At 70.0% G+C, this 23432-nt stretch carries 21 protein-coding genes and 1 other RNA gene; 15 read left to right on the top strand and 7 right to left on the bottom strand.

Annotated elements, in window-relative coordinates; genetic code table 11:
- Nucleotides 1-31: 31 nt before the first annotated feature.
- On the bottom strand, nucleotides 32-535 hold the full coding sequence (locus TSO352_RS28570) for a cache domain-containing protein (protein ID WP_247872485.1): 504 nt from the start codon (nucleotides 533-535) through the stop codon (nucleotides 32-34).
- A gap of 235 nt (nucleotides 536-770) precedes the next feature.
- Nucleotides 771-3098, bottom strand: a complete 2328-nt coding sequence (locus tag TSO352_RS28565) for a primosomal protein N' (protein WP_247872484.1) — start codon at nucleotides 3096-3098, stop codon at nucleotides 771-773.
- Nucleotides 3099-3204: 106 nt separating this feature from the next.
- Here TSO352_RS28565 and fsa point away from each other — a divergent pair, with 106 nt between their 5' ends.
- The 4 genes from fsa to TSO352_RS28545 all read left to right on the top strand — a co-directional run bounded on the left by fsa (nucleotide 3205) and on the right by TSO352_RS28545 (nucleotide 8065).
- Nucleotides 3205-3861, top strand: coding sequence for a fructose-6-phosphate aldolase (fsa, locus tag TSO352_RS28560; protein WP_109110435.1), 657 nt, complete (start codon nucleotides 3205-3207; stop codon nucleotides 3859-3861).
- 18 nt (nucleotides 3862-3879) lie between these two features.
- Entirely contained in the window at nucleotides 3880-4593 is a 714-nt protein-coding gene (locus TSO352_RS28555; RefSeq protein ID WP_109110434.1) for a DUF484 family protein, read from the top strand.
- Nucleotides 4590-5570, top strand: a complete 981-nt coding sequence (locus tag TSO352_RS28550) for a tyrosine recombinase XerC (protein ID WP_247872483.1) — start codon at nucleotides 4590-4592, stop codon at nucleotides 5568-5570. Before TSO352_RS28555 ends, TSO352_RS28550 begins: the two co-directional genes overlap by 4 nt.
- A gap of 314 nt (nucleotides 5571-5884) precedes the next feature.
- Nucleotides 5885-8065: a methyl-accepting chemotaxis protein gene (locus TSO352_RS28545; RefSeq protein WP_109110433.1), complete on the top strand. Its 2181-nt coding sequence runs from the start codon at nucleotides 5885-5887 to the stop codon at nucleotides 8063-8065.
- A gap of 82 nt (nucleotides 8066-8147) precedes the next feature.
- Here TSO352_RS28545 and lpdA read toward each other — a convergent pair whose 3' ends face one another.
- On the bottom strand, nucleotides 8148-9545 hold the full coding sequence (gene lpdA / locus TSO352_RS28540) for a dihydrolipoyl dehydrogenase (protein ID WP_109110432.1): 1398 nt from the start codon (nucleotides 9543-9545) through the stop codon (nucleotides 8148-8150).
- Between the two features lie 321 nt (nucleotides 9546-9866).
- Between lpdA and TSO352_RS28535 the strand changes: the two genes are divergently transcribed.
- Nucleotides 9867-10025 (top strand): entericidin A/B family lipoprotein, encoded by a 159-nt coding sequence (locus TSO352_RS28535; RefSeq protein ID WP_109110431.1) that lies wholly within the window; start codon nucleotides 9867-9869, stop codon nucleotides 10023-10025.
- A gap of 56 nt (nucleotides 10026-10081) precedes the next feature.
- Here TSO352_RS28535 and rfaE1 read toward each other — a convergent pair whose 3' ends face one another.
- Nucleotides 10082-11533, bottom strand: a complete 1452-nt coding sequence (gene rfaE1 / locus TSO352_RS28530) for a D-glycero-beta-D-manno-heptose-7-phosphate kinase (protein ID WP_109110430.1) — start codon at nucleotides 11531-11533, stop codon at nucleotides 10082-10084.
- A 127-nt stretch (nucleotides 11534-11660) separates the two neighbouring features.
- Between rfaE1 and TSO352_RS28525 the strand changes: the two genes are divergently transcribed.
- The 5 genes from TSO352_RS28525 (at nucleotide 11661) to TSO352_RS28505 (ending at nucleotide 14976) form a co-directional block, all read left to right on the top strand.
- Entirely contained in the window at nucleotides 11661-13139 is a 1479-nt protein-coding gene (locus TSO352_RS28525) for a HAMP domain-containing sensor histidine kinase (protein ID WP_109110429.1), read from the top strand.
- Nucleotides 13140-13274: 135 nt separating this feature from the next.
- Complete coding sequence (locus TSO352_RS28520; protein WP_109110428.1) at nucleotides 13275-13463, top strand: hypothetical protein; 189 nt, start codon at nucleotides 13275-13277, stop codon at nucleotides 13461-13463.
- Nucleotides 13464-13597: 134 nt separating this feature from the next.
- Entirely contained in the window at nucleotides 13598-14371 is a 774-nt protein-coding gene (locus TSO352_RS28515) for a methyltransferase domain-containing protein (RefSeq protein ID WP_109110427.1), read from the top strand.
- Nucleotides 14372-14462: 91 nt separating this feature from the next.
- The gene (locus tag TSO352_RS28510) at nucleotides 14463-14729 is read left to right on the top strand and encodes a type II toxin-antitoxin system prevent-host-death family antitoxin (RefSeq protein WP_109110426.1); all 267 of its coding nucleotides are present in this window, start codon (nucleotides 14463-14465) and stop codon (nucleotides 14727-14729) included.
- A complete protein-coding gene (locus TSO352_RS28505; RefSeq protein WP_109110425.1) occupies nucleotides 14710-14976 on the top strand; it encodes a Txe/YoeB family addiction module toxin in 267 nt (88 codons plus the stop codon). The genes TSO352_RS28510 and TSO352_RS28505 overlap by 20 nt, the downstream gene beginning before the upstream one ends.
- Nucleotides 14977-15001: 25 nt before the next feature.
- On the opposite strand, the gene TSO352_RS28500 is transcribed toward TSO352_RS28505, so the two are convergent.
- Nucleotides 15002-15625: a ParA family protein gene (locus TSO352_RS28500; RefSeq protein WP_109110424.1), complete on the bottom strand. Its 624-nt coding sequence runs from the start codon at nucleotides 15623-15625 to the stop codon at nucleotides 15002-15004.
- 10 nt (nucleotides 15626-15635) lie between these two features.
- Complete coding sequence (locus TSO352_RS28495) at nucleotides 15636-17240, bottom strand: CYTH and CHAD domain-containing protein (protein ID WP_109110924.1); 1605 nt, start codon at nucleotides 17238-17240, stop codon at nucleotides 15636-15638.
- A gap of 321 nt (nucleotides 17241-17561) precedes the next feature.
- On the opposite strand from TSO352_RS28495, the gene TSO352_RS28490 reads away from it, so the two are divergent.
- A complete protein-coding gene (locus tag TSO352_RS28490) occupies nucleotides 17562-18755 on the top strand; it encodes a phosphoglycerate kinase (RefSeq protein ID WP_109110423.1) in 1194 nt (397 codons plus the stop codon).
- Nucleotides 18756-18817: 62 nt separating this feature from the next.
- Here TSO352_RS28490 and TSO352_RS28485 read toward each other — a convergent pair whose 3' ends face one another.
- Complete coding sequence (locus TSO352_RS28485; RefSeq protein ID WP_158284638.1) at nucleotides 18818-19984, bottom strand: AAA family ATPase; 1167 nt, start codon at nucleotides 19982-19984, stop codon at nucleotides 18818-18820.
- A gap of 160 nt (nucleotides 19985-20144) precedes the next feature.
- Between TSO352_RS28485 and ffs the strand changes: the two genes are divergently transcribed.
- The 4 genes from ffs (at nucleotide 20145) to recR (ending at nucleotide 23379) form a co-directional block, all read left to right on the top strand.
- Nucleotides 20145-20242, top strand: an RNA gene (gene ffs, locus TSO352_RS28480) — signal recognition particle sRNA small type.
- A 107-nt stretch (nucleotides 20243-20349) separates the two neighbouring features.
- Nucleotides 20350-22266: a DNA polymerase III subunit gamma/tau gene (locus TSO352_RS28475; RefSeq protein WP_109110421.1), complete on the top strand. Its 1917-nt coding sequence runs from the start codon at nucleotides 20350-20352 to the stop codon at nucleotides 22264-22266.
- A 3-nt stretch (nucleotides 22267-22269) separates the two neighbouring features.
- A complete protein-coding gene (locus TSO352_RS28470; RefSeq protein WP_109110420.1) occupies nucleotides 22270-22593 on the top strand; it encodes a YbaB/EbfC family nucleoid-associated protein in 324 nt (107 codons plus the stop codon).
- A 192-nt stretch (nucleotides 22594-22785) separates the two neighbouring features.
- Nucleotides 22786-23379, top strand: a complete 594-nt coding sequence (gene recR / locus TSO352_RS28465) for a recombination mediator RecR (RefSeq protein WP_109110419.1) — start codon at nucleotides 22786-22788, stop codon at nucleotides 23377-23379.
- The last annotated feature ends 53 nt before the right edge of the window (nucleotides 23380-23432 follow it).

Here is a 23432-nt window from a genome sequence, read left to right as displayed (position 1 = left end):
CGGCCCGATGCTCCTCGGCGGCCCGCGACCGTCAGCGGTAGACGCCGACCGCCAGCATGTAGGGCTTGCCGTTCAGCACCAGGCGGCGGGCGTGGATGGTCTTGCGCGCGACCTGACCGGTCAGCGGGTCGATCCATTGATAGGTGACGTCGGCGCTGCCCTTGCGCTGCACACCGTCCAGCGCCTCGCGGATGAAGGGCTTGCCGTCGACGTCGCGCAGCTCGTGCAGGTTGGAGCCGTTCAGCGTCGCGGTCCAGCCATGGGCGACCATCACCCCTTGGTCATCCAGCAGCATCGGGTAGAGGTCGCGGTCGATGAAAGCGCTATCATGGGTGGCAAAGACTTCCGGCGCCGCGTCCGCGCCGATCCGCTCCAGTTCGTGCTGGGCGCGGTCGATCATCGTCAGGGCCTCGGCGTCGGTGCCGCGGCTGCGGGCCGGGGCGCCGGCGGCGAAGGCGATCACCAGCAGCAGCAGCAGGACCGGCAGCACGGTCAGCAGCGTGTGACGCTGAACGTGGAGGCGGAGCTTCGACATCACGCTGCACATGAGCCTGGACCTGACGGTGGCAAGATGAGTGTGGGGCATGGGGATGTTTGGATTCGGAACCATCCCGATCGTGGTAATACCATGCCTTGAGCCGCGCAATGGACCAAACGTCACAGGTGCCATTCCGAACCCGGCCAAATGGGGGACCGGGGCAATTCGCCGCAGGGGGCGACGGCCGACACCGTCGCTGCCCCGCGCCACCGCCGCGCCACCCCACTCCGCCCTACAGGAAGCTGTAGGGGTCGACGTCGATCTGCACCCGGATTGCCGGCGGGATCTCCACCCGGTCCAGCCATTCCGCGATCAGCGGCTGCACCGGGGTGCTGCGCGGCGCCTTCAGCAGCAGGCGGCGGCGGTGGCGGCCGCGCAGCAGCGCCAGCGGCGCCGGGGCCGGGCCCAGGACATGGACCGTCTCGCTGCGCGGCGCGGCGCGGCCCAGCGCCATCGCCACCCGTTCGACCAGCGTCGGGTCCTCGCCCGACACGATCAGCGCGGCCAGCCGGCCGAAGGGCGGCATGCCGGCCTCCAGCCGCATCTCGGCCTCGAGCTGGTAGAAGCCGTCGCGGTCGCCGGCGGCCAGCGCCTGCATCACCGGGTGTTCCGGCATGAAGGTCTGCAGCATCACCCGCCCCGGCCGCTCGCCGCGCCCGGCGCGGCCGGCCACCTGGTGCAGCAGCTGGTAGGTCCGCTCCGCCGCGCGCAGGTCGCCGCCGTTCAGGCCGAGGTCGGCGTCGACCACCCCGACCAGGGTCAGCATCGGGAAATGGTGGCCCTTCGCCATCACCTGGGTGCCGATGATGATGTCCAGCTCGTGGTCGCCGATGCTGCGGACCATCTCCTGGATGGCGCGCGGGCCGAACAGGGTGTCGGACGCCATGATGGCGGCGCGGGCGTCGGGGAACAGCTCCGCCACCTCCTCGGCGATGCGCTCCACGCCGGGACCGCAGGCGGCCATGGTGCCCTCCTCGCCGCACTCCGGGCAGGCGTGCGGCAGCGGCTGCTGCAGGCCGCAATGGTGGCATTGCAGCTTGCGGGCGAGCCGGTGCTCGACCAGCCACGCCGTGCAGTTCGGGCACTGCATGCGGTGGCCGCAGGCCCGGCAGAGCGTCAGCGGCGCGTAGCCCCGGCGGTTCAGGAACAGCATCGCCTGCTCGCCGCCGGCCAGCGTGTCGGTCAGCGCCTTGCGCAGGCTGGGCGCCAGCCAGTGGCGGGCGGGCGGGCGGTCGCGCCGCAGGTCGACCAGCTCGACCTCCGGCAGCACGGCGCCGCCGTGGCGGGCCGGCAGCGCGATGCGGGCGTAGCGGTGGCTGTCGGCGTTGACCTTGGTTTCCAGCGACGGGGTGGCCGACACCAGCACGATCGGCAGGCCGCCCAGATGCGCCCGCGCCACCGCCATGTCGCGGGCGTGGTAGATCGCCCCCTCCTCCTGCTTGTAGGCGGAGTCATGCTCCTCGTCGACGATGATGACGCCCAGGTCGGGGTAGGGCAGGAACAGGGCGGAGCGCGCGCCGACCACCACCGGCACCTCGCCCTTCGCCACCGCGCGCCAGGTGTCGCGGCGCTGCGCCCCGGTCAGCTCCGAATGCCATTCGGCCGGCGGCGCGCCGAAGCGGCGGGCGAAGCGATCGAGCCACTGCGCCGACAGCGCGATCTCCGGCAGCAGCACCAGCGCTTGGCGGCCCTGTTCCAGCGCGGCGGAGATCGCCTCGTAATAGACCTCGGTCTTGCCCGACCCGGTGACGCCGTCGAGCAGCACGGTGGAATAGCGCCCCGCCGTGACCCGCCCGCGCAGATCGTCGGCCGCCGCCCGCTGGTCGGCCGACAGGGTGGGGCCGGGCCGCTGCCAGTCCGGCCGTCCCAGCCCGGTCGCCGGGTTCAGCATCACCGGCTCCAGCAGGCCGGCCTCGGCCAGCCCGCGCACCACGGTGACGCCGCAGCCGGCCTCCTCCGCCAGCTCCGCCGGGGTGCGCGGCGGGCCGCCGGCCAGCGTGTCGTCCAGCAGGGCCAGCACGCGCCGGCGCGCGTCGGTCATCTTGAAGCCCGGCGGCGGCCCGGCGTCCGGCCGGCGGGCGTAGGCCAGCATCGGCTTGGGCGGCTCCAGCGCCGCCGGCACGCTGACCGCCATGCGCAGGACGAAGCCCGGCAGCGTCATGGTGTAGGCGGCGACCCATTCGACGAAGCGGCGGCCGACCTCGGTCATCGGCGGGGCGTCGAACTTGCGCACCACCGCCTTCAGCCGCCCGGACTCGACCGTCCCGGCCGCCGGCCCCCAGACCACGCCGATGACGCGGCGCGGCCCCAGCGGCACCTCGACGTAATCGCCGGGCACGAGGTCCAGCCCGTCGGGCACGCGGTAGTCGTAGGCCTCGCGCAGCGGCAGCGGCAGCAGCACGGCGACGCGCCGCACCGGCGGCGGCGGGGCGGCGTCCCCCGACCCAGGCTTGGCGGTGGCCTTGGCCGCGGGCCGACGTTCGGAGTGCTCCGAATCGGCCTCGAGCCCAAGAAGATCCCCTTGCGAACCCGGGGCGGAACTGGCGGAAGTCTCGCGCATCGGCTAGAGTGGCCTCAAGTCCCGGACGCCGGGCGGGGCGGCGCATCGGTCGAACGTCCGGTACGGCCGGCCCCGGTCTTCATCAGCAAAGCATGGACCCTTCGTCATGAAGTTCTTCGTCGACACCGCCGACATCACCGAGATCCGCGATCTGGCCGACAGCGGTCTGTTGGACGGTGTTACCACCAACCCGACCCTGATCGCCAAGTCCGGCCGCAAGTTCCTCGACCTCGTGGCCGAGATCTGCGAGGTCGTCAACGGCCCGGTCAGCGCCGAGGTGGCGTCCACCGACTTCGACACCATGCTCGCCGAAGCCCACAAGATCGCCAAGATCTCCCACCGTGTCGCGGTGAAAGTGCCGCTGACCCCGGCCGGGCTCAAGGTCTGCAAGATCCTGTCGTCGGAAGGGACGATGGTCAACGTCACGCTGTGCTTCTCCCCCGCCCAGGCGATCCTGGCGGCCAAGGCCGGCGCCAGCTTCGTGTCGCCCTTCGTCGGCCGGCTGGACGACATCGGCCAGGACGGCATGGGCATCATCACCGACATCTGTGAGATCTATAAGAATTACGACGCCTTCAAGACCGAGGTGCTGGTCGCCTCGATCCGCAACCCGATGCACATCGTCAAGGCCGCCCGCCTGGGCGCCCATGTCGTGACCGCGCCGGCGTCGGTGCTGAAGCAGCTGTTCAACCACCCGCTGACCGACAAGGGTCTCACCCAGTTCGTCGAGGACTGGAAGAAGACCGGTCAGTCGATCCTGTAACGGCAGGCCACAGCGATCATGGGCCGCGAACCGGGACCGACCCACCGCCCGACGCCGACGCTCTCTTCGGAGGATGTGCGCGCCTACCTGCGGAACCACCCGGACTTCCTGGCCCAGAACGCCGATCTGGTCCACCACCTGACCCCGCCGTCGCTCGACCGCGGGCGCGGGGTGGTGGACCTCCAGGCTTTCATGGTGGAACGGCTGCGCAGCGAGGTCCGCACGCTCAAGGACCAGCAGCGTGAGCTGATCGGCACCAGCCGCGCCAACCTGAACAGCCAGAACCGCATCCACGCCGCGGTTCTCTTCCTGCTCGACGCCCAGAGCTTCGAACAGTTGATCCAGACCATCACCACCGATCTGGCCGTGCTGCTCGACCTCGACGTCGCCTGTCTGGTCATCGAATCGAACGGCAGCGACACGCCCCACGTCCACCGCTCCGGCGTGCGGGTGGTGGAACCCGGCGCCATCGCCGACCGGATGGGCCGCGCCGACGTGGTGCTGAACACCGACATCGAGGGCGACCCGGAGATCTACGGCCCCGGCGCCGGCCTCGTCCGCTCCGAGGCGCTGATCCGCATCCAGGTGTCGAGCGAAACGCCGGAGGGGCTGCTCGCCTTCGGCAGCCGCGAGCCCGACACCTTCCACAGCGGCCAGGGCACCGAGCTGGTCGGCTTCCTCGCCCGCGTCGTCGAACGGGTGATCCGCGGCTGGCTGGAGCTGCCCGCTTGACCAATCCGGGCGTGACGGAACCGGGTGCGGCCGAACCGGTCCTTGGCTTCTCCGCCAAGCCCGACGTCCAGGATGCGCTGGCCCACTGGCGGCGCTGGATGGAGAGCGAGAAGGCGGCGTCGAAACACACCCTGTCGGCCTACACCGCCGACGTGGGCGAGTTCCTGCGCTTCCTCACCGAGTTCCGCGGCGGGTCGCCGCCCTCGCTGAACGACCTGGGCGACCTGAAGGCGGCGGACTTCCGCGCCTGGATGTCGCGGCTGGCGATGGACGGGCTGATCGGGGCCAGCCGGGCGCGCAAGCTGGCGGCGGTGCGCAACCTGTTCCGCTGGATGGACCGCAGCGGCCGCCTGCACAACCCCGCCGCCGCCACCCTGGCGACGCCGAAGGTCAAGCGCCCCGCCCCGCGCCCGCTGACCGAGATCGACGCCGACCGCCTGCTGGAGGAGGCCGAGCGCGACCGCGAGGAACCCTGGATCGGCAAGCGCGACCGCGCCCTGTTCACCCTGCTCTACGGCTGCGGCCTGCGCATCTCCGAGGCGCTGGGGCTGGCGCGCAAGGACGCGCCGCTGGGCGAGAGCCTGCGCGTCACCGGCAAGGGCCGCAAGGAGCGGGTGATCCCCGTCCTGCCGGCGGTGACCGACGCGGTGCGCGCCTACATCGACAGTTGCCCCTTCGCCCTGGCCGCCGACGGCCCGCTGTTCGTCGGCACCCGCGGCGGCCGGCTGAACGCCAGCATCGCCCAGCACCAGATGCAGAAGCTGCGCGCCCTGATGGGCATGCCCGACAGCGCCACGCCGCACGCCCTGCGTCACAGTTTCGCAACCCATCTTTTGGCGGATGGCGGCGACCTGCGCGCCATCCAGGACCTGCTCGGCCACGCCTCGCTGTCGACGACCCAGCGCTACACCGATGTGGAGAACGAGCAGTTGATGAATGTCTACCGCTCGGCACACCCGCGGGCGCGAAAGAGCTGACTGGCCGGCAACTCTTCCGCCGGGATGACCTGGTCTTGACGATGACTCGCTCCTCGGCCCAAGTCTTTTCAGGAGCCTTTCCCCAGCCGAAGAAGATCGCGAGCTTTCCGCTTGCCGATCATTGCCACAAAGACCAAGTTGACACACACGCTATATTCACCACCTCAAACATTTAAGTCTTCGATCATCGCCGTGGCGATTAGTACCAAAGAACAATAGGGCTGCGGGAAACCCTGATGAACTCCTTACTTCGTCCTTAACCTGGTTCTCCGACAGTGACCGCCGAACGTGCGCTCGCGTCGGGGGATCCGCTCATGCAGATAAAATCCATCCAAACAAAGATTTCCGTCCTGTCGGGTCTCTGCCTGGCGGGTACGGTTGCGGTGCTTGTCGGGTTTGCGGTCGTGTCCACACGATCCAACAATGACTTCGTGACGGAAAACGTCGCGCAGATCCTGGAAAGCAAGACCACCGAATCCCTGCAGAACCTTGCGGCCACCCAGGCCGGCCTGCTGCGGTCGGAGTTCGACACCGCGCTGAACGCCGCCCGGACGATGGCCAGCAGCTTCGCCAGCCTCGCCGACGACGAGGCGGCCGGCAACACCCCGGTGGAGCGGCGGCGCGAGGCCTTCAACGGCATCCTGCTGTCGGTCCTGAAGCGCAACCCGCTGTTCAACGGCACCTATTCGGCGTGGGAGCCCAACGGGCTGGACAAGCGCGACGCGGAGTTCCGCAACCGCCGCGAGACCGGCACCGACGCCACCGGCCGCTTCATCCCCTACTGGAACCGCGACCAGAACGGCCGCATCGCCATGCAGCCGCTGGTCGAGTATGACAGCCGCGAGCGTCATCCCAACGGAGTGATGAAGGGCGGCTGGTACATCGGTCCGCAGGAGAACGGCCGGGAGAGCGTGCTCGATCCCCTGCCCTACGTCGTGCAGGGCAAGCAGGTCTTCCTGGCGACCCTGTCGGTCCCCGTCGTCATCGGCGGCAAGTTCCACGGCGTCGCCGGTGCCGACTTCAACCTCGACTTCGTGCAGCAACTGTCGACCAAGGTCAGCGCCGCGGTGTTCAACGGCCGCAGCCAGGTCGTCATCGTCAGCAACATGGGCCTGATCGTCGCCCACAGCGCGCGCCCCGACCTGATCGGCCAGTCGATCTCGACCTTCGACAGCTCGTGGCAGCAGGATCTGGCGACCGTCCAGTCCGGCAAGCCCCATGTCGATGTCGAGGCCGCCACCAACATGCTGCGCAGCTTCGCCCCGATCACCATGGGCAACACCGAAAAGCCGTGGGCGGTGCTGGTCCAGGTGCCGAAGGACATCGTTCTGGCCGACGGCATCGCCCTCGACGCCGCGCTGGGTTCGCGGGCGAACTCCAGCATTCTCTGGCTGGTCGGGGTCGGCGTCCTGGTCGCCTTCGGCGCGGTCGCCGCGATGTGGGTGGTCGCCGGCGGCATCGCCCGCCCGATCCGCGCCAGCGTCGGCTTCGCGGAGGGCATCGCCGCCGGCCGCTTCGACCAGACGCTGGACGTCCGGCAGGTCGACGAGGTCGGCGCGCTCGCCGACGCGCTTCGCAAGATGCTGGCCGACCTCAAGCGCATGATCGACCAGCGCGCCGAGGACCAGGCGAAGGCCGACGCCGAACGCCGCCGGTCGATGCTGCAACTCGCCGACGATCTGGAGGCGCAGGTGATGAACGTCGTCGAGGGCGTCGACGGCGCCGCCAAGACGATGAACGGCACGGCCCAGGCGATGACCGCCACGGCGACGCAGACCAGCCAGCAGGCCGGCGTGGTGGCCAACGCCTCGCAGGACGCCAACAGCAACGTGCAGACCGTCGCCGCCGCCACCGAGGAGCTGTCCGCCTCGATCCAGGAGATCGGCGAGCGCGTCAACCGCTCCGCCCAGATCGCCCGCAACGCGGTGTCGGCCGCCCAGGACGCGAACGGCCAGGTGCTCAGCCTGACCGAGGCGGCGGTGAAGATCGGCACGGTGGTCCAGCTCATCCAGGACATCGCCAGCCAGACCAACCTGCTGGCGCTGAACGCGACCATCGAGGCCGCCCGCGCCGGCGAGGCCGGCAAGGGCTTCGCCGTGGTGGCGCAGGAGGTCAAGAGCCTCGCCAACCAGACCGCCCGCGCGACCGAGGACATCGCCGGCCACGTCACCGGCATGCAGCGCGTCACCGACGAGACGGCCACCGCGATCAAGCAGATCGGCGGCATCATCGCCCAGATCGACGAGATCTCGACCGCCATCGCCGCCGCCGTCGAGGAGCAGGGCGCCGCGACCGCGGAAATCGCCCGCAACGTCCAGCAGGCCGCGACCGGCACGCTGGAGGTGACCAACACCATCGCCGACGTCCGCAGCGCCGCGGTCGAGGCCGGTCACTCGGCCGAGAACGTCCTGTCGGTCTCCGGCCAGCTCGCCACCGACGCCGGCCGCCTGCGCAACGTGGTGAACGGCTTCCTGTCCACCATCCGCGCGGCCTGACCGTCACCGCCTTTCCAAACAGAAAGGCTCCCCCGCCGGTCGGCGGGGGAGCCTTTTTGGTTCTGTTTCAGGCCGGTGAGGATCAGATGTGCAGCGGACGCCCGTCCACCGCCAGCGCCGCTTCCTTGACCGCTTCCGACAGGGTCGGGTGGGCGTGGCAGGTGCGGGCGATGTCTTCGGCCGACGCGCTGAACTCCATGCCCAGCACCAGCTCGCCGATCATCTCCGACACGTTCGGGCCGATCATGTGGACGCCCAGCACCTGGTCGGTGGTGGCGTCCGACAGGATCTTGACGAAGCCGTCGGTGTTGCCGCCGGCGCGCGCGCGGCCGTTGGCGGTGAACGGGAACTTGCCGGTCTTGTAGGCGACGCCCGCGGCCTTCAGCTGCTCTTCCGTCTTGCCCACCGCGGCCACTTCCGGCCAGGTGTAGACGACGCCGGGGACGAGGTTGTGGTTGACGTGGCTCTTCTGGCCGGCGAGCTGCTCGGCCAGCGCGACGCCCTCTTCCTCGGCCTTGTGGGCCAGCATCGGGCCTTCGACCACGTCGCCGATGGCGTAGATGCCGGGGACGTTGGTCTGGAAATGGCCGTCGATCTTGACGCGGCCGCGCTCCATCTCCACGCCCACCGCCTCAAGGCCCAGGCCCTCGGTGTAGGGGCGGCGGCCGATGGCGACCAGCACGGTGTCGGCGTCGATGGTCTGGGCCGCGCCGCCGGCGGCGGGCTCGACCGTCAGGGTCACGCCGGTTGCGGTCACCGACGCGCCGGTCACCTTGGTGCTCAGCTTGAAGTCCATGCCCTGCTTGGCGAAGAGGCGCTGGGCCTGCTTCGACAGCTCGCCGTCCATCGTCGGCAGCACGCGGTCGAGATACTCGACCACCGTCACCTTGGCGCCGAGACGGCCCCAGACCGAGCCCAGTTCCAGCCCGATCACGCCGCCGCCGATGACGACCAGATGCTTCGGCACCTCCGACAGCGCCAGGGCGCCGGTGGACGACACGACGCGCTTCTCGTCGATGGCGATGCCCGGCAGCGGGGTCACTTCCGAACCGGTGGCGATGACGATCGCCTTGCTGGCGGTGACCGTGCCGACGCCCTCGACCTCGACCGTGTTGCCGGCGGTGATCGTGCCGGCGCCCTTCAGCCAGGTGACCTTGTTCTTCTTGAACAGGAACTCGATGCCGCCGACGTTGTCCTTAACGACCTTGTCCTTGTGGGACAGCATGCCCGGCAGGTCGAGTTCCACGCCGCCGACCTTGATGCCGAACTTGGCGAGGCCGTGCGCCGCCTCCTCGAACTTCTCCGACGCCGCCAGCAGAGCCTTGGACGGGATGCAGCCCACGTTCAGGCAGGTGCCGCCCAGGGTGCCGCGCTTTTCCACGCAGGCGACCTTGAAGCCGAGCTGCGCCGCGCGGATCGCGCAGACATACCCGCCGGGACCACCGCCGACCACGACGACGTCAAATGTGCTTTCAGCCATGAGAGGCTTTCCTTTCGCCATTCTTGCTCGTTGCCAAAAGCCGTCCCATCCAGCGGGGAGGGCAAGCGGGGAGTGCCGCGGGCCGATTTATGCCCGCGCTCACGCCGGCTGGCAACGAGACACTTCGTCTCTGTGTGGGAAGGCCGGCATCGAAAACCCAGATCGGCGAGAATCCAGATCGGCGGATCTGGCCGGTGGGAGCGACCGGAACGAAGGGCACCCCTTTTGCGCAAGCCCCCTGCCCGAAGGAGTCGGGAAACCTTTGCGGCCCCGCTTGCGTTCTAGGGAGCGATTGCATCGCCACCGCTACCGGAGACCACCATGACGACCATCAAGAAGTTCGCCCTGCTCGCCATCCTGGGTTCGCTGCTCGGCACCACGCTGGCCGCCTGCAACACCTTCGAAGGCGCCGGCCAGGACGTGCAGGCCGGCGGCCGCGCGATCGAACGCGGCGCCGACAACGTCCAGAAGAAGATGTAAGGTCCGGAGAACGGGTGCGGGGGCGCGTTGCCCCCTGCCCCTTTATCCGCCTGCCGTCAGCCGCCCGCCGTCATCCGCCTGATGGTGTTGGTCGTGCTCTGGCCCTGGACCAGATCGGCCAGCACCACCTTGCCGCCATAGCTCTGGACGAACTCCGCCCCCACCACCGTCGCGATGGTGTAGTCCGCCCCCTTGACCAGCACGTCGGGGCGCAGGGCGTGGATCAGCTCCTCCGGCGTGTCCTCGCCGAAGATCACCACCAGATCGACGCAGCCCAGCGACGCCAGCACCGTGGCGCGCGCCGTCTCGTTCTGCACCGGGCGGCTGTCGCCCTTCAGGCGCTTCACCGAGGCGTCGCTGTTCAGCCCGACCACCAGCACGTCGCAGGCCGCCCGCGCCTGTTTCAGCAGGGCGATGTGGCCGGGATGCAGCAGGTCGAAGCAGCCGTTGGTGAAGCCGACCCGCTTGCCGCGCAGCCGCCAGCGCTCCGTCCGTTCGGCCGCGGCGTCGCGGGTCGCCACCTTCTCCTCGCCGTGGCGCCATTCCTGCTCGTGCAGCGCCGCCAGCATCTCGTCCGACCGCACCACCGCGGTGCCGACCTTGCCGACCACGATGCCGGCTGCCAGATTGGCCAGCCGGGCGGCGTCGACCAGATCGATCCCCACCGACAGCGCCGCCGCCAGCGTCGCCACCACGGTGTCGCCGGCGCCCGACACGTCGAACACCTCGCGCGCTTCCGCCGGCAGATGGACCGCGTCCGCGGCGGTGACCACCGACATGCCCTGTTCGCTGCGGGTGGCGACGACGGCGCCGACACCGCAGGTCGCGATCAGGTGACGCGCCGCGGCGACCACCTCCGCGTCGGTGCGGGCCGGCAGGCCGGTGGCCTCCATCAGCTCCTTGCGGTTGGGCGTGACGATGTCGGCGCCACGATAGCGGCGGTAGTCGCGGCCCTTGGGATCGACCACCACGGTGCGGCCGGAATCCCGCGCCGCGGCGATCACCGCCACCACCAGCTCGTCGGTCAGGACGCCCTTGCCGTAGTCGGACAGGATGACGCCGCCGACCTCGGGCAGGGCGGCGCGCACGCGCTCCAGCACATGGCCGGCTACGGTGATCGGCACGACCGTCTCGATGTCGGTGCGCAGCAACTGCTGCTGGCCGGCGATGAAGCGGGTCTTGACCGTGGTCTGGCGCCCGTCCTCCACCACGATGGCGGCGCCGTCGACCCCCTCGCGCCGCAACAGCGCCAGCAGATCGCCGCCGACCGTGTCCTTGCCGACCACCGAGACGAAGCGGCAGGCGGCGTCCAGCGCCACCAGATTGGCCGCGACGTTGCCGGCGCCGCCCAGCTTCGGCAACTCGCGCTCGATGCGCAGGACGGGGATTGGCGCCTCGGGCGACACCCGGTCCACCGAACCATAGACGAAACGGTCGAGCATCACGTCGCCAAGGCACAGCACGTTGGCGCGGGACAGGGTGTCGATGTGACGGGCAAGGTCGCTCATGGCCTGTCTCTTACCAACCCGGACGAGGCAACGCCAGTGGATCGGGGGGCTTGCGCGGGTGACGCATGTTTGTCTCCGTCGTAGGATGGCCGTCCGGCAACACTGACGACGCAGGTCCCGGCCACCCATGCCCATTCCCACCGTCGCGAACAGCCTGTCGGCCAAGCTGCTGGTGCTCACCATCCTGTTCGTGCTGCTGGCGGAGGTGCTGATCTACACGCCCTCCATCGCCCGCTTCCGCATGAGCTACCTGGAGGAGCGGCTGGCCGCCGCCCACATCGCCGCCCTGTCGGTGGAGGCAGCCCCCGACTTCATGGTGACGAAGGAGCTGCAGGCCAAGCTGCTGGCCTACACCGGCGCCCATGTCATCGACGTGATCCAGCCCGGCGCCCGGGTCTACATGCTGTCGCGGCCGATGCCGCCGGAGGCCGACGCCGTCTACGACCTGCGCAACACCGGCGTCTGGATGCAGATCGTCGACGCGGCGCGCGCCCTGACCGAGCCGCGCGACCGGGTGATCCGGGTGATCGACCGCTCGCCCAAGGACGCCGCCCAGCGCGTCGAGGTGACGATGGACGAGCGGCCGATGATCGACGCGATGCTGGAATTCTCGCAGCGGATCCTGGCGGTGTCGGTCGCCATCTCGCTGATCGCCGCCGGGCTGGTCTACGTCACGCTGCACGCCCTGCTGGTGCGGCCGATGCGGCGGCTGACCGCCGGTGTCGTCGCCTTCCGCCGCGATCCCGACGGCGTCCAGCCGGCCGAAGCCGGAGGCCGTCCCGACGCCTTCCGCCGCGACGAGATCGGCGTGGCGGAGCGCGAGCTGGCGGCGATGCAGGGCACGGTGCGCGCCGCCCTGCGCCAGCGCGAACGGCTGGCGACGCTGGGCACCGCGGTGGCCAAGATCAACCACGACCTGCGCGGCATCCTGTCCACCGCCTCGCTGCTGTCCGAGCGGCTGAGCGAGAGCGCCGATCCGGAGGTGCGGCGGGTGACGCCGCGGCTGCTCGCCGCGCTGGACCGCGCGGTGGAGCTGTGCGGCCAGACCCTGTCCTTCACCCGCGACGGCGCGCTGCCGCTGTCCCCCGCCCCGACCGACCTGCGCGCCCTGGCCGACGAGGCGGGGGCCGAGGTGCTCGCCACCGTGCGGCCCGACGGCAGCCGGGTCGAAGCCGCCTGGGTCAACGACATCGCCGCCGGCACCATCGCCCTGGTGGACGCCGCCCAGTTCGGCCGCGCGCTGGTCAACCTCGGCCGCAACGCGGTGCAGGCCGGCGCCGACCGCGTGCGGATCGCCGCCGACGTCGACGGCGACGGAACCGCGAGCGCCGGCGGACCGCTGACCCTGACCATCGCCGACAACGGCCCCGGCCTGGCGCCGCGGGCGCGGGAGAACCTGTTCCAGCCCTTCGCCGGGTCGGCGCGGGCCGGCGGCGTCGGGCTGGGCCTCGCCATCGCGCGCGAGGTGCTGCGCGCCCATGGCGGCGAGCTGCGGCTGGTCGGCAGCGCCGGCAGCGGAACCGTCTTCGCGCTCGACCTGCCGGAAAAAATCATACGCCCCGGCGATGCGCCTGTTGCATTGCACAGGTCTTTTGTGTCGCATTGATTCCGCGGGCGCCGTCCCGCACAATTCCTTCAATGCAGAAGCGTTCGTGTCGTCCCCCAAGGACCTGAACCGAGGGGACCCGGGCCGGGCGCTTCGCCCCTCTTGGACCCTCGCCCTGGGAAAGGACTTCGGGACGTGAAAGCGCTCTCTTCTTGGATCAACCCCATCATCGCCGGCATCATGGCGTTCGTCGGACTGCTCGCCTCCTCGCGCGCGGCGGATGACGCCTTCGCGGTCGGCGGACTGCTCGTCTTCATTGGCTGCGTGGCCTACATCTTCTGGACCATCGGCCGTCACTACGACCGTCTGGACACCGCCCACTGACGATCGGGGCCGCGCGCCACCACGCGCGCGGCCCGGTTGCCGGGTGACGATTTCTCCGGCGTGTCACGCCCCCAATTCCCGAAGAAAGATCGGCAGACGGGGGTGAAGAAAGCGGGTACCGCATGACATGCCCCATGACATGGGACCCCAACGCCTTCGCGACGTTCGACGTCCTGCGCCGCCGTCCCGTCATCGACCTGACGACGGCCCTTCCCCCCTCCCTGGCCCCCCATTCGATCGTCGATCTCGGCTGCGGCGCCGGACCGCTCGCCCGGTTGCTGGCGGCCCATTGGCCGCAGGCCGATGTCCTGGGGATCGACAGCTCCGCGGCGATGCTGCGCTGGGCCAACGGCACGCCGTCGCGCGTGCGCTATCTCAACGCCGATCTGGCGGACTGGCGGCCGCACTGGCCGGTCGACCTGCTGATCTCGGCCGGTGGCCTGCACCGTGTCGACGAGCATGAGCGGCTGTTCCCGGAGCTGCTGCAATCCCTTGCCCCTAACGGCGTCCTGGCGGTCGCCCTGCCCCGCCCGCAGGAACAGACCGCCCACCGGCTGCTGCTGGAAACTGCCGCCGACGGCCCCTGGACCCATCGGCTTGAGGGGGTCTGGCGCCCGATGCCGCAGCACCCGGCGCAGGACTACTACGACTGGCTCAGCCCGCTGGCGGTGTCGGTCGAGCTGTGGGAGACCGAGTATTTCCATGTGTTGGGCGGCGGCGTGCCGCTGTTGCAATGGCTGCATCTGGCGGCGATGTCCCCGATCATGGACCGGCTGGACGGCGCGCAGCTCGACCGCTTCCTCGCCGCCTACCGCCGCCGGCTGGAAGCCGCCTACCCCGAGCACCCCAGCGGCAACACCCTGATCCCGACCAAGTCGCTGTTCATCATGGCGCGGGTGAAGGGGTGAGGGAGGCTTGACGAGGCCCCAGGCTCTGTCCATATTTCTGTACAGAAACGTCCGACGCCGACCCGGTCCGCAACGACGAAGGGCACTCCCGATGGGGCACGTCAGCTACACCGATCTCCGCAACAACCTCGCCAGCTTCATGGACGAGGTCTGTGACAGCCACGCGCCCCTGGTCGTCACCCGTCAGAAGGGCCGATCCGTCGTCATGATCTCGGAAGAGGAGTATGAGGGGATCATGGAGACGCTGCATCTCCTGCGCAGCCCCCGGAACGCGGAGCCGGTGATGGCCGGCGTCGCCCAACTGGATGCCGGCAAGGGCGTCGAACGGGGACTCGTCGATGAAGAAGGTGTGGAGTGACGCGGCCTGGGACGACTACCTGTTCTGGCAGCAGAACGACAAGGCCATGCTCCGCAAGGTCAACGAGTTGATCCGCGACGCCGACCGGCATCCCTTCTCCGGCATCGGCAAGCCCGAGCCGCTGAAGGAACAGCTGTCGGGATGGTGGTCCCGCCGGATCAGCGGCGAACATCGGCTGGTCTACCGGGTCGTCGGCAGCGGCGACGCGCAGGCGCTGGAAATCGCCTCCTGCCGCTATCGCTACTGACGCCGCGGCCTCGAACGCTGCGCCCTCACACCCCGTCGATGTAGGTCAGCAGCGGCTGCCAGTCGCCGCGGTGTTCGGCGGCACGCTTGCCCGGCATGTCGAACAGGCTGAGGCCGCTTTCCGCCGCGTCGGCGTAAATCTGGCTGTCGCGCAGGCGGGTCACCACCTGGTGGCCGATGCCGCCCAGGAAGCGGTCGAGCCGGTCGGCCGCCTTGGTGCGGGCGCGCATGCGGTTGCCGACCACCGCCACCGCGGTCTTGCGCTTGGCAATCGTCTTCAGCTCCTCCAGCTTGCCGAGGAAGCGCTGGGTCGCCTGCTCGTCGAAGGCGCCGGGCAGCACCGGCAGCACGACGACGTCGGCCATCTTCACCAGCTCCTCGATCTGCTTGGTCTTCAGCGCCGCCGGGGCGTCGATCACCAGCCGCCTGGTGCCGCGCGGCGCGTCGGACAGCTCCTTGGCCCAATCGAGCCCGACCAGCACCGGCGCCTTCTCCGGCCGGCGGTCGAGCCAGCCCAGCGACGAGCGCTGGCGGTCCAGGTCGGCCAGGGCGGTGGGTAGGCCCGCGGCGGCGGACGCGGCGGCGAGGTGGGTGGCGACGGTCGTCTTGCCGCAACCGCCCTTGATGTTGGCGACCAGGATCGTGAGCATGGGCCGGAATCTACACCGTACCGTCCGGCTTCGACCAGAAATGCTTGGCATCCAGGAAATCATGCCACAGGGCGACCAGCGCCGCCTCGGTGTCGGCGACGCCGCGCGCGTGCCAGCCGATGACGATGCCGGCGGCCCGCGGTTCGCCGGGGGCGGAGCGGCTGCCGTCGTCGTGCAGCTCGTGCAGCAGCCGCGTCGCCGTCGCCACGTCGTTCAGGTGGCCCAGCGCGTCCTGGAAGGCGGCGAGCTGCTGGATGTAGCGGCGCACCGGCTTGTCGTCGTACAGGCTGCGGAAGAACTCCACGGCGTAGCGCAGTTTCTTCAAGGCGATGCGCAGCTGGTGGCGCTGCGCCACCGGCAGATGGGCGAAGCCGTGGCCGGCCCGCTTGGCCTTCTTGTGGCGCTTGTTCAGCAGATGGTCGGCCAGCCCGATCACCGGCTGGAACAGCCGCACCGAATCCTCGTTGACCGGCTGGTCGCGCCAGCCGCGCTTCTCCACCCAGCTGCCCACCCCCAGCAGGAAGGCGGTGTAGCGGTCGGAGCGGATGGCCTCGCGCACGCCCTCATAGGCCCGCAGGCGCCGCGATTCGGCGGCGGCGGCCAGCGCGTCGAGATCCTCCACCGCGGAGCGGCCATGGCCGTCGGCGCGGTGGAAGGCGTCGCGCACCGGCGCCAGCAGCTCGGCGCCGAAGACGTCCCAGTCGCGCGCCGGCCCCAGGCTGCCGGCCAGCCATTTGATCTCGCCGACCAGCCAGAGATACTGCCCGCTCGGGATGAAGGGCCGGAACAGCGCGGTGGCCGAGCGCAGGCGGCGCAACGCCACCCGCATCTGGTGCACGCCCTCCGGATCGTCGCCGGCCAGCGTCACCGCCTCGTTCGCGACCATGTGGGCGAGGCAGGCGCGGACGATGCGGGCGACCGCCCCCTCCACCGTGGTGTCGGCGTCGAGCAGCAGCTTTTCCGCCTTCAGCGCCTTGTCGGTGGCGCCGACGGCCAGCGCGTGGCCGCGTTCCGCCTTGGTCCGCACCTCCAGCCGCAGCGGCGCGACCTTGATCAGCTCATGGGCCAGATCGTAGAGCGCGGCGGGCGGGCCGTCCTTCAGCTCCAGCTCCACCTCGCACAGCGGCGTCGCGGTGCCGTTGGGCAGGACGATCTCGCCGCGGTCGAAGGCGACCTCGACGCGGGCGGCGTCCTCGCCGTCGCCGACCGTCACGTCCAGCGCGGTCCGTTCGACGACCGAGGTGAAGACCGGCTGCAGCTCCGATTCGCTGAGCGGACCGAGCAGGTCCAGCGCCTCACCGTCGGTGATCAGCGTCAGGTCGGGCGCCGCCGAGGGCACCGTGCATTCCCATTCGCCGCGCCCCAGCCCGTCGGCCTCCGGCGCCGACTTCACGGTCTGGACGAAGCCGTCGCCGGTCTTGCGCACCCGCAACGTCACCTTCCGTCCAGCCAGCCGCCGGTCGTCGGTGTCGAAATAGGTGCTTTCCAGCGTGCGCGTCGCCGCCGGCCCCAGGGCCCGGTCGGCGATGGCGGGAGCGGCGCGCAGCGTTTCCAAATCTTCCGGCCGCGCGGCCAGCTTCAGTTCCGTCTCGCGGTTGATGTCCGCCTCAGCCATCGCCTGCGCCTTCAACCCCCGTTCCGCGGCCCGATGGGCCTACAATTGGGTGTTTGCACAGGCCACGGATAGGGTCAAGTTACGGAAAAATGACAGCGATCGCCGGCCGCGCTGCGGCAGCGGGTCGCATCCGCCCTCCGGCCAAGCTCCGGTTTGCGGCGGAAGGGGGGCGGCTTGCGGCCGATTTGGGGGCTGGCGGGGCAAAATGCCCCTTTTCTCCCCACCCCTGAGGCGTTGCAAAGCATGCGGGGCTGTGCTTGGGTTCGGCAAAACCGCCACGGCTCGCCAACGGTGGGCCATTGATGAATGGGATGCGCGACGATGACCGAGTTCAACACGATTGACGACCTTGATGTGAACGGCAAGACGGTGCTGGTCCGCGCCGACCTGAACGTTCCGATGCAGGACGGCAAGGTGTCCGACACCACCCGCATCGACCGCCTCGCTCCCACCCTGAAGGAGCTGTCCGCCAAGGGCGCCAAGGTCGTGGTCCTGTCGCATTTCGGCCGGCCGAAGAACGGCCCGGACGCCAAGAACTCGCTGCGCAACGTGCTGGACGCGCTCAGCGCCGCCGTCGGCCAGAAGGTCGCCTTCGGTGAGGATTGCGTCGGTCCCAAGGCCAAGGAGGCCATCGACAAGGTCCACGCGGGTGCCATCGTCCTGCTGGAGAACACCCGCTTCCACGCCGAGGAAGAGAAGAACGACCAGGCCTTCGCCAAGCAGATGGCGGCGCTGGGTGACCTCTACGTCAACGACGCCTTCTCCGCCGCGCACCGCGCCCACGCCTCGACCGAGGGCGTCGCCCGCCTGCTGCCGAACGCCGCCGGCCGCCTGATGGAGGCCGAGCTGAAGGCGCTGACGCTGGCGCTGGAGAAGCCGGAGCGCCCGGTCGCCGCCGTCGTCGGCGGCGCCAAGATCTCCACCAAGCTGGAACTGCTGGGCAACATGGTCCGCAAGGTGGACCTGCTGGTGCTGGGCGGCGGCATGGCCAACACCTTCCTGTTCGCCCAGGGCACCGACGTCGGCGCCTCGCTGTGCGAGAAGGACATGGCCGACCAAGCCCGCGCCATCATGGCGACCGCCAAGGAATCGAACTGCGAGATCCTGCTGCCGAAGGACTTCGTCGTCGCCAAGGAGTTCAAGGCCGGCGCCGCCAACCGCGTCGTCGCCTTCGACGCCATCGGTTCGGACGAGATGGCGCTGGACGTCGGCCCGGCGACCGTCGAGTTCCTCGGCGTGAAGCTGCAGGGCGCCAAGACCGTGGTGTGGAACGGCCCGCTCGGCGCCTTCGAGATCCAGCCCTTCGACGCCGGCACCAACGCCGTCGCCGGCCTGGTCGCCGCCCGCACCGAGGCCGGCGGCCTGCTGTCGGTCGCCGGCGGCGGCGACACCGTCGCCGCGATGGCCCACGCCGGGGTCGAGGACAAGTTCACCTACGTGTCCGCCGCCGGCGGCGCCTTCCTGGAATGGCTGGAAGGCAAGGAACTGCCGGGCGTCGCGGCGCTGAAGAAGTAAGCGGCTCCAAATCGTCGCACTGCGAAAGGCTCCGGGCTCACGCCCGGGGCCTTTTTGCATGGTCACTCCCGCCCGGTTCTGTCTCCCCGTGCCTTCAGCCACTCCGCCATCCCCTGGTCGTCGAGCGCGTATTGTCCGCGCGCCGACCGCCACAGGATGTTCTTCTGCCGCAGGGCCTCGATAGCCGCCTGCACGGCCGGTGGCTCCACCGCCTCACCGACCACATCAGCGTAGGCCTGCAGCGCCGCGGCGGAAAAGGGCGCCGATTGCGGCCCCTCCACGGCGAGCCGCTCGACCACCGCCTGCTGCAAGGATGACAGCCCCGACCATGCCGCCTCGTAATCGTCCCACACCCGCTGGCGCAGTTCGGCCGCCCCGTCCGCCAGCGCCCGTTTCAAATCGCTGGCGTCGCCGATCAGCAGCGCCGCGTCCGACAGGATCCGCATCAGGGTTTCCGGCTGCCGTCCCACAGCGTCGAACGCTGCGAACACGTCGTCGGCGTCGAAACGGTTGCCCTCGGCCAGCCGGGCGTTGATCCACGCCGTGTAGGCGTCGGTGTAGGCGCGGTCCAGCAGTGGAAAGCTGCGCACCGTGGTGCCGAAGAAGGGCTGGTCGCGGTTCAGCACCAGCCGGCTCAGCTTGTCGCGGTGGGATCCCGTCAGCACGATCATCAGGTTCGGGCCATCGCGCGCATCGTCCCGGGTGTTCAGCCGGTCGCGCGCCGCCTTCAGCGCGAACATCGCGTTCAACCCGGCCTCGGTCGTCAGCGCGTGCTGGGCTTCATCGACCAGCAGGGCGATGCGCTTGTGGGTCCGCTCCAGCAACGCCTCCAGCGCGTCGGCCAGCGTCGCCCCCTGCGCCTGTCCGATCCGGTCGATGTCGACCGACACGCCGCCGACCCCCAGCTTGGCCAGCCCGACCGACCGCGCGACCTTCACCGGCAGGCTGTCGGCACGGCGAAGCTCGGCCTTCAACGCTTCCGCGATCAAATGGGCGGGATCGGCCGCCATATCGGACCAGAGGTCGACATAGACGGACAGCACGCCACGATTCTCCAGTTCCGGCCGCAGATCGTGGCGCAGAAAAGTGCTTTTGCCGGTCCGGCGCGGTGCCGCCAAGCAGACGGTCGGCTCGGCCCCGATCGGCGCATCGCCCGTTACGATGTCGGCCAGCGACGCGGCCAGCTTCGGGCGGTGGAACAGGAACTTCTGCGGGGGCGAGAGTGGCACGGGCAGCCTCTTTACGGCCGATTATGGTCAGAACCATAAACTATGTCTCTCAAAATAATTGTCAATACATCCTGGCCCCTCCGGGGCTCCGCCCACAGCCGGGCCGGCGGCCCGCCCTTTCCCCTTGCATCTGCCCGCGTGAATCTCCATAACAGCGGCGGGAGACTGGCGTCGGACGAGTCCCTCGCCAACCCGGTCAGGTCCGGAAGGAAGCAGCCGCAACGAGTTACGGCTCGGGTCGTTCGTCCAGTCTCCCACCCTCTTCCAAAATTCGCACGAAGACAGACGGCGACAGCGCGGCGCCGGGACGCTATCCTGCGGCCCGATCGAACCCTATCCCCTCGCCGTTCCGACAGGCCCGCCGCGTGACCGATACCACCGCCGACACCGCTGTCGACACTCCCGCCCCCGCCACGGCGGCCGCCACCGGGCTGGCCTACCGGGTGCTTGCGCGCAAATACCGGCCGAAGACCTTCGACGAGCTGATCGGGCAGGACGCGCTGGTCCGCACCCTGACCAACGCCATCCAGTCCGGCCGCATCGCCCAGGCCTTCATGCTGACCGGGGTGCGCGGCGTCGGCAAGACCACCACCGCCCGCATCATCGCCCGCGCGCTGAACTGCACCGGGCCCGACGGCACCGGCGGGCCGACGGTCAGCCCCTGCGGCGTCTGCGACAACTGCCGCGCCATCGCCGAGGACCGCCACGTCGACGTGATGGAGATGGACGCCGCCAGCCACACCGGCGTCGACGACATCCGCGAGATCATCGACGGCGTGCGCTATGCGCCGGTGTCGGCCCGCTACAAGCTCTACATCATCGACGAGGTCCACATGCTGTCCAAGAGCGCGTTCAACGCGCTCCTGAAGACGCTGGAGGAACCGCCGAGCCATGTGAAGTTCGTCTTCGCCACCACCGAGATCCGCAAGGTGCCGGTGACGGTGCTGTCGCGCTGCCAGCGTTTCGACCTGCGCCGCGTCGACGCCCAGGTGCTGAAGGAGCATTTCACCCGCATCACCGCGCTGGAAGGCTCGGTGATCGAGGGGGACGCCGCGGCGCTGGTCGCGCGGGCCGCCGACGGGTCGGTGCGCGACGGGCTGTCGCTGCTCGACCAGGCGATCGCGCTGGCCGCCGGCACGGTGACGGCGCAGCAGGTGCGCGACATGCTGGGGCTGGCCGACCGCACCCGCGTGATCGACCTGTTCGACGCCGCCGTCTCCGCCCGTCCCGCCGAGGCGATGGACATCCTGGCCGACCTGCACCGCGTCGGCGCCGATCCGGTGGTGATCCTCCAGGACCTGCTCGACCTCGTCCACAACCTGACCCGGCTGAAGGTGGTGCCCGACACCGCCAACGACCCCAGCCTGCCGGAGGAGGAGCGCACGCGCGGCGCCCAGCTCTCGGGCCGGCTCGGCATGCCGGCGCTGACCCGGGCGTGGCAGCTTCTGCTGAAGGGGTTGGGCGAGGTGCAGGCGGCGCCGGTGCCGCAGCAGGCGCTGGAGATGGTGATCGTCCGCCTGTCCTACGCCGCCGACCTGCCGACGCCGGGCGAGCTGATCCGCCAGTTCCAGGCCCAGCAGGCCAACGGCGGCGGGGCCAACGGCGGTGCACCGATGTCCCGCGGTCCGGCGGGCGGCGCCCCAAGCGGTTCCTCCGGCGGCGGCCCTGTCGCGGTGGCCGGCCAGGGTGGCGGCCAGGGTGCCCACGCGGTCGCCCGCTCGGTCGAGCAGGCCCAGCCCCACGCCGCACAGGCCGCCCAGGCGAAGCTGGCCCCGGTCCCGGTTCCGGCGGGGGAGGAGCTGTCGCCGATGCCGCGCGACTTCCGCGCGCTGGTGCAGCTGTTCTCCGACCGGCGCGAGGGCGCGCTCTACGGCTATCTGCTGGAAACCGTCCATCTGGTCCGCATGGAGCCGGGCCGGCTGGAGTTGAAGATGCGCCCGGCCGCGCCGCCGACGCTGCCGGCCAAGGTCGGCCAGTTCCTGACCGAATGGACCGGCCAGCGCTGGATCGTCGCCCTGTCCGACGGCCCGGCCCAGCCGACGCTGGCCGAGCAGGACAAGGCCGAGAAACGCCGCGCCTGGTCGGAGGCGGAAGCCAACCCGGTGGTGCGCGCGGTGATGACCGCCTTTTCCGGCGCCAAGATCATCGACATCCGCGATCTGGCGGAAATCGCCGCGGCGGAGAGCGCCGCGGTTGCGGATGACGGCGAGACACCCGATTTCATGGTTCAGCAGCAGGACGACGGGGTCTATTACCCGCTCGACGACGAAGGAGAGTACTGACCGATGAAAAATATCGGCAACATGATGAAGCAGGCCCAGCAGATGCAGGCCAAGATGCAGGAAATGCAGGCGAGCCTGGAGCAGGTCGAAGTGACCGGCCAGAGCGCGGCCGGCATGGTCGTCGTGACCGTCAACGGCAAGAGCGAGATGAAGAAGGTCAAGCTCGACAAGTCGGTCGTCGATCCGGAAGACGTCGAGGTGCTGGAAGACCTGATCGTGGCCGCCTTCAACGACGCCAAGAAGAAGGTCGAGCAGCACGTTGCCGACGAAACCTCCAAGCTGATGGGCGGCCTGAAGCTCCCCCCCGGCATGAAGCTGCCGTTCTGATTGGTTTTTTTGCCCTCTCCCGCCCCGGGAGAGGGAGGGGACCCGCGCCGAAGGCGTGGGGAGGGTGAGGGGTGATCCAAGACGGACCGCTCCCACCCCCGACCATCCCCCTTACCCTTCCCAAGCGTCGCTTGGGCCCCTTCCCTCTCCCGGGGCGGGAGAGGGAGAGTATGTGTGGGCCGCTGATTCTCCATGATCGGACCTGAAATCGAACGCCTGATCCAGTTGCTGTCCAAGCTGCCGGGACTCGGTCCCCGGTCGGCGCGGCGGGCGGCGCTGCATCTGATGAAGCGGCGGGACAGCCTGCTGGTCCCGCTGTCCGAAGCGATGGCGCTGGCCGGCGAGTCGATCCGCGCCTGCTCGGTCTGCGGCAACCTGGACAGCCGCGACCCCTGCACCGTCTGCGCCGACACCAGCCGCGACCGCTCGGTCATCTGCGTGGTCGAGGATGCCGGCGACCTGTGGGCGCTGGAACGCACCCGCGCCTTCCGCGGCACCTACCATGTGCTGGGCGGGCTGCTGTCGGCGTTGCAGGGCGTCGGCCCGGACGACCTGAACATCGCCGCGCTGGCCGAGCGCGCCAAGGACCCGGCGGTGCGCGAGGTCATCCTGGCGCTGAACGCCACCGTCGACGGCCAGACCACCGCCCACGTCATCACCGACCGCCTGACCGACAGCGACGTCTCGGTGTCGCGGCTGGCGCACGGCGTCCCGGTCGGCGGCGAACTCGACTATCTCGACGACGGCACCCTGACCGCGGCGTTGAAAGCCCGGCGACCGCTGTAGCCGGGGCACACGTACACCCCGTACGCACCCAGCCATTCCGTACGTCCTGCCAT

It is taken from the genome of Azospirillum sp. TSO35-2, from assembly GCF_003116095.1.
Taxonomy (GTDB): Bacteria; Pseudomonadota; Alphaproteobacteria; order Azospirillales; family Azospirillaceae; genus Azospirillum.
This window is presented reverse-complemented; position numbering and strand designations above follow the sequence as displayed.

Coding starts and splice junctions, on each gene's coding strand:
- TSO352_RS28535 (WP_109110431.1), top strand. CDS start 9,867: ATGACGACCATCAAGAAGTTCGCCCTGCTCGCCATCCTGGGTTCGCTG.
- recR (WP_109110419.1), top strand. CDS start 22,786: ATGATCGGACCTGAAATCGAACGCCTGATCCAGTTGCTGTCCAAGCTG.
- TSO352_RS28500 (WP_109110424.1), bottom strand. CDS start 15,625: ATGCTCACGATCCTGGTCGCCAACATCAAGGGCGGTTGCGGCAAGACG.
- TSO352_RS28545 (WP_109110433.1), top strand. CDS start 5,885: ATGCAGATAAAATCCATCCAAACAAAGATTTCCGTCCTGTCGGGTCTC.
- TSO352_RS28490 (WP_109110423.1), top strand. CDS start 17,562: ATGACCGAGTTCAACACGATTGACGACCTTGATGTGAACGGCAAGACG.
- rfaE1 (WP_109110430.1), bottom strand. CDS start 11,533: ATGAGCGACCTTGCCCGTCACATCGACACCCTGTCCCGCGCCAACGTG.
- TSO352_RS28565 (WP_247872484.1), bottom strand. CDS start 3,098: ATGCGCGAGACTTCCGCCAGTTCCGCCCCGGGTTCGCAAGGGGATCTT.
- TSO352_RS28525 (WP_109110429.1), top strand. CDS start 11,661: ATGCCCATTCCCACCGTCGCGAACAGCCTGTCGGCCAAGCTGCTGGTG.
- lpdA (WP_109110432.1), bottom strand. CDS start 9,545: ATGGCTGAAAGCACATTTGACGTCGTCGTGGTCGGCGGTGGTCCCGGC.
- TSO352_RS28505 (WP_109110425.1), top strand. CDS start 14,710: ATGAAGAAGGTGTGGAGTGACGCGGCCTGGGACGACTACCTGTTCTGG.
- TSO352_RS28510 (WP_109110426.1), top strand. CDS start 14,463: ATGGGGCACGTCAGCTACACCGATCTCCGCAACAACCTCGCCAGCTTC.
- TSO352_RS28470 (WP_109110420.1), top strand. CDS start 22,270: ATGAAAAATATCGGCAACATGATGAAGCAGGCCCAGCAGATGCAGGCC.
- TSO352_RS28555 (WP_109110434.1), top strand. CDS start 3,880: ATGGGCCGCGAACCGGGACCGACCCACCGCCCGACGCCGACGCTCTCT.
- fsa (WP_109110435.1), top strand. CDS start 3,205: ATGAAGTTCTTCGTCGACACCGCCGACATCACCGAGATCCGCGATCTG.
- TSO352_RS28495 (WP_109110924.1), bottom strand. CDS start 17,240: ATGGCTGAGGCGGACATCAACCGCGAGACGGAACTGAAGCTGGCCGCG.
- TSO352_RS28515 (WP_109110427.1), top strand. CDS start 13,598: ATGACATGGGACCCCAACGCCTTCGCGACGTTCGACGTCCTGCGCCGC.
- TSO352_RS28570 (WP_247872485.1), bottom strand. CDS start 535: ATGTCGAAGCTCCGCCTCCACGTTCAGCGTCACACGCTGCTGACCGTG.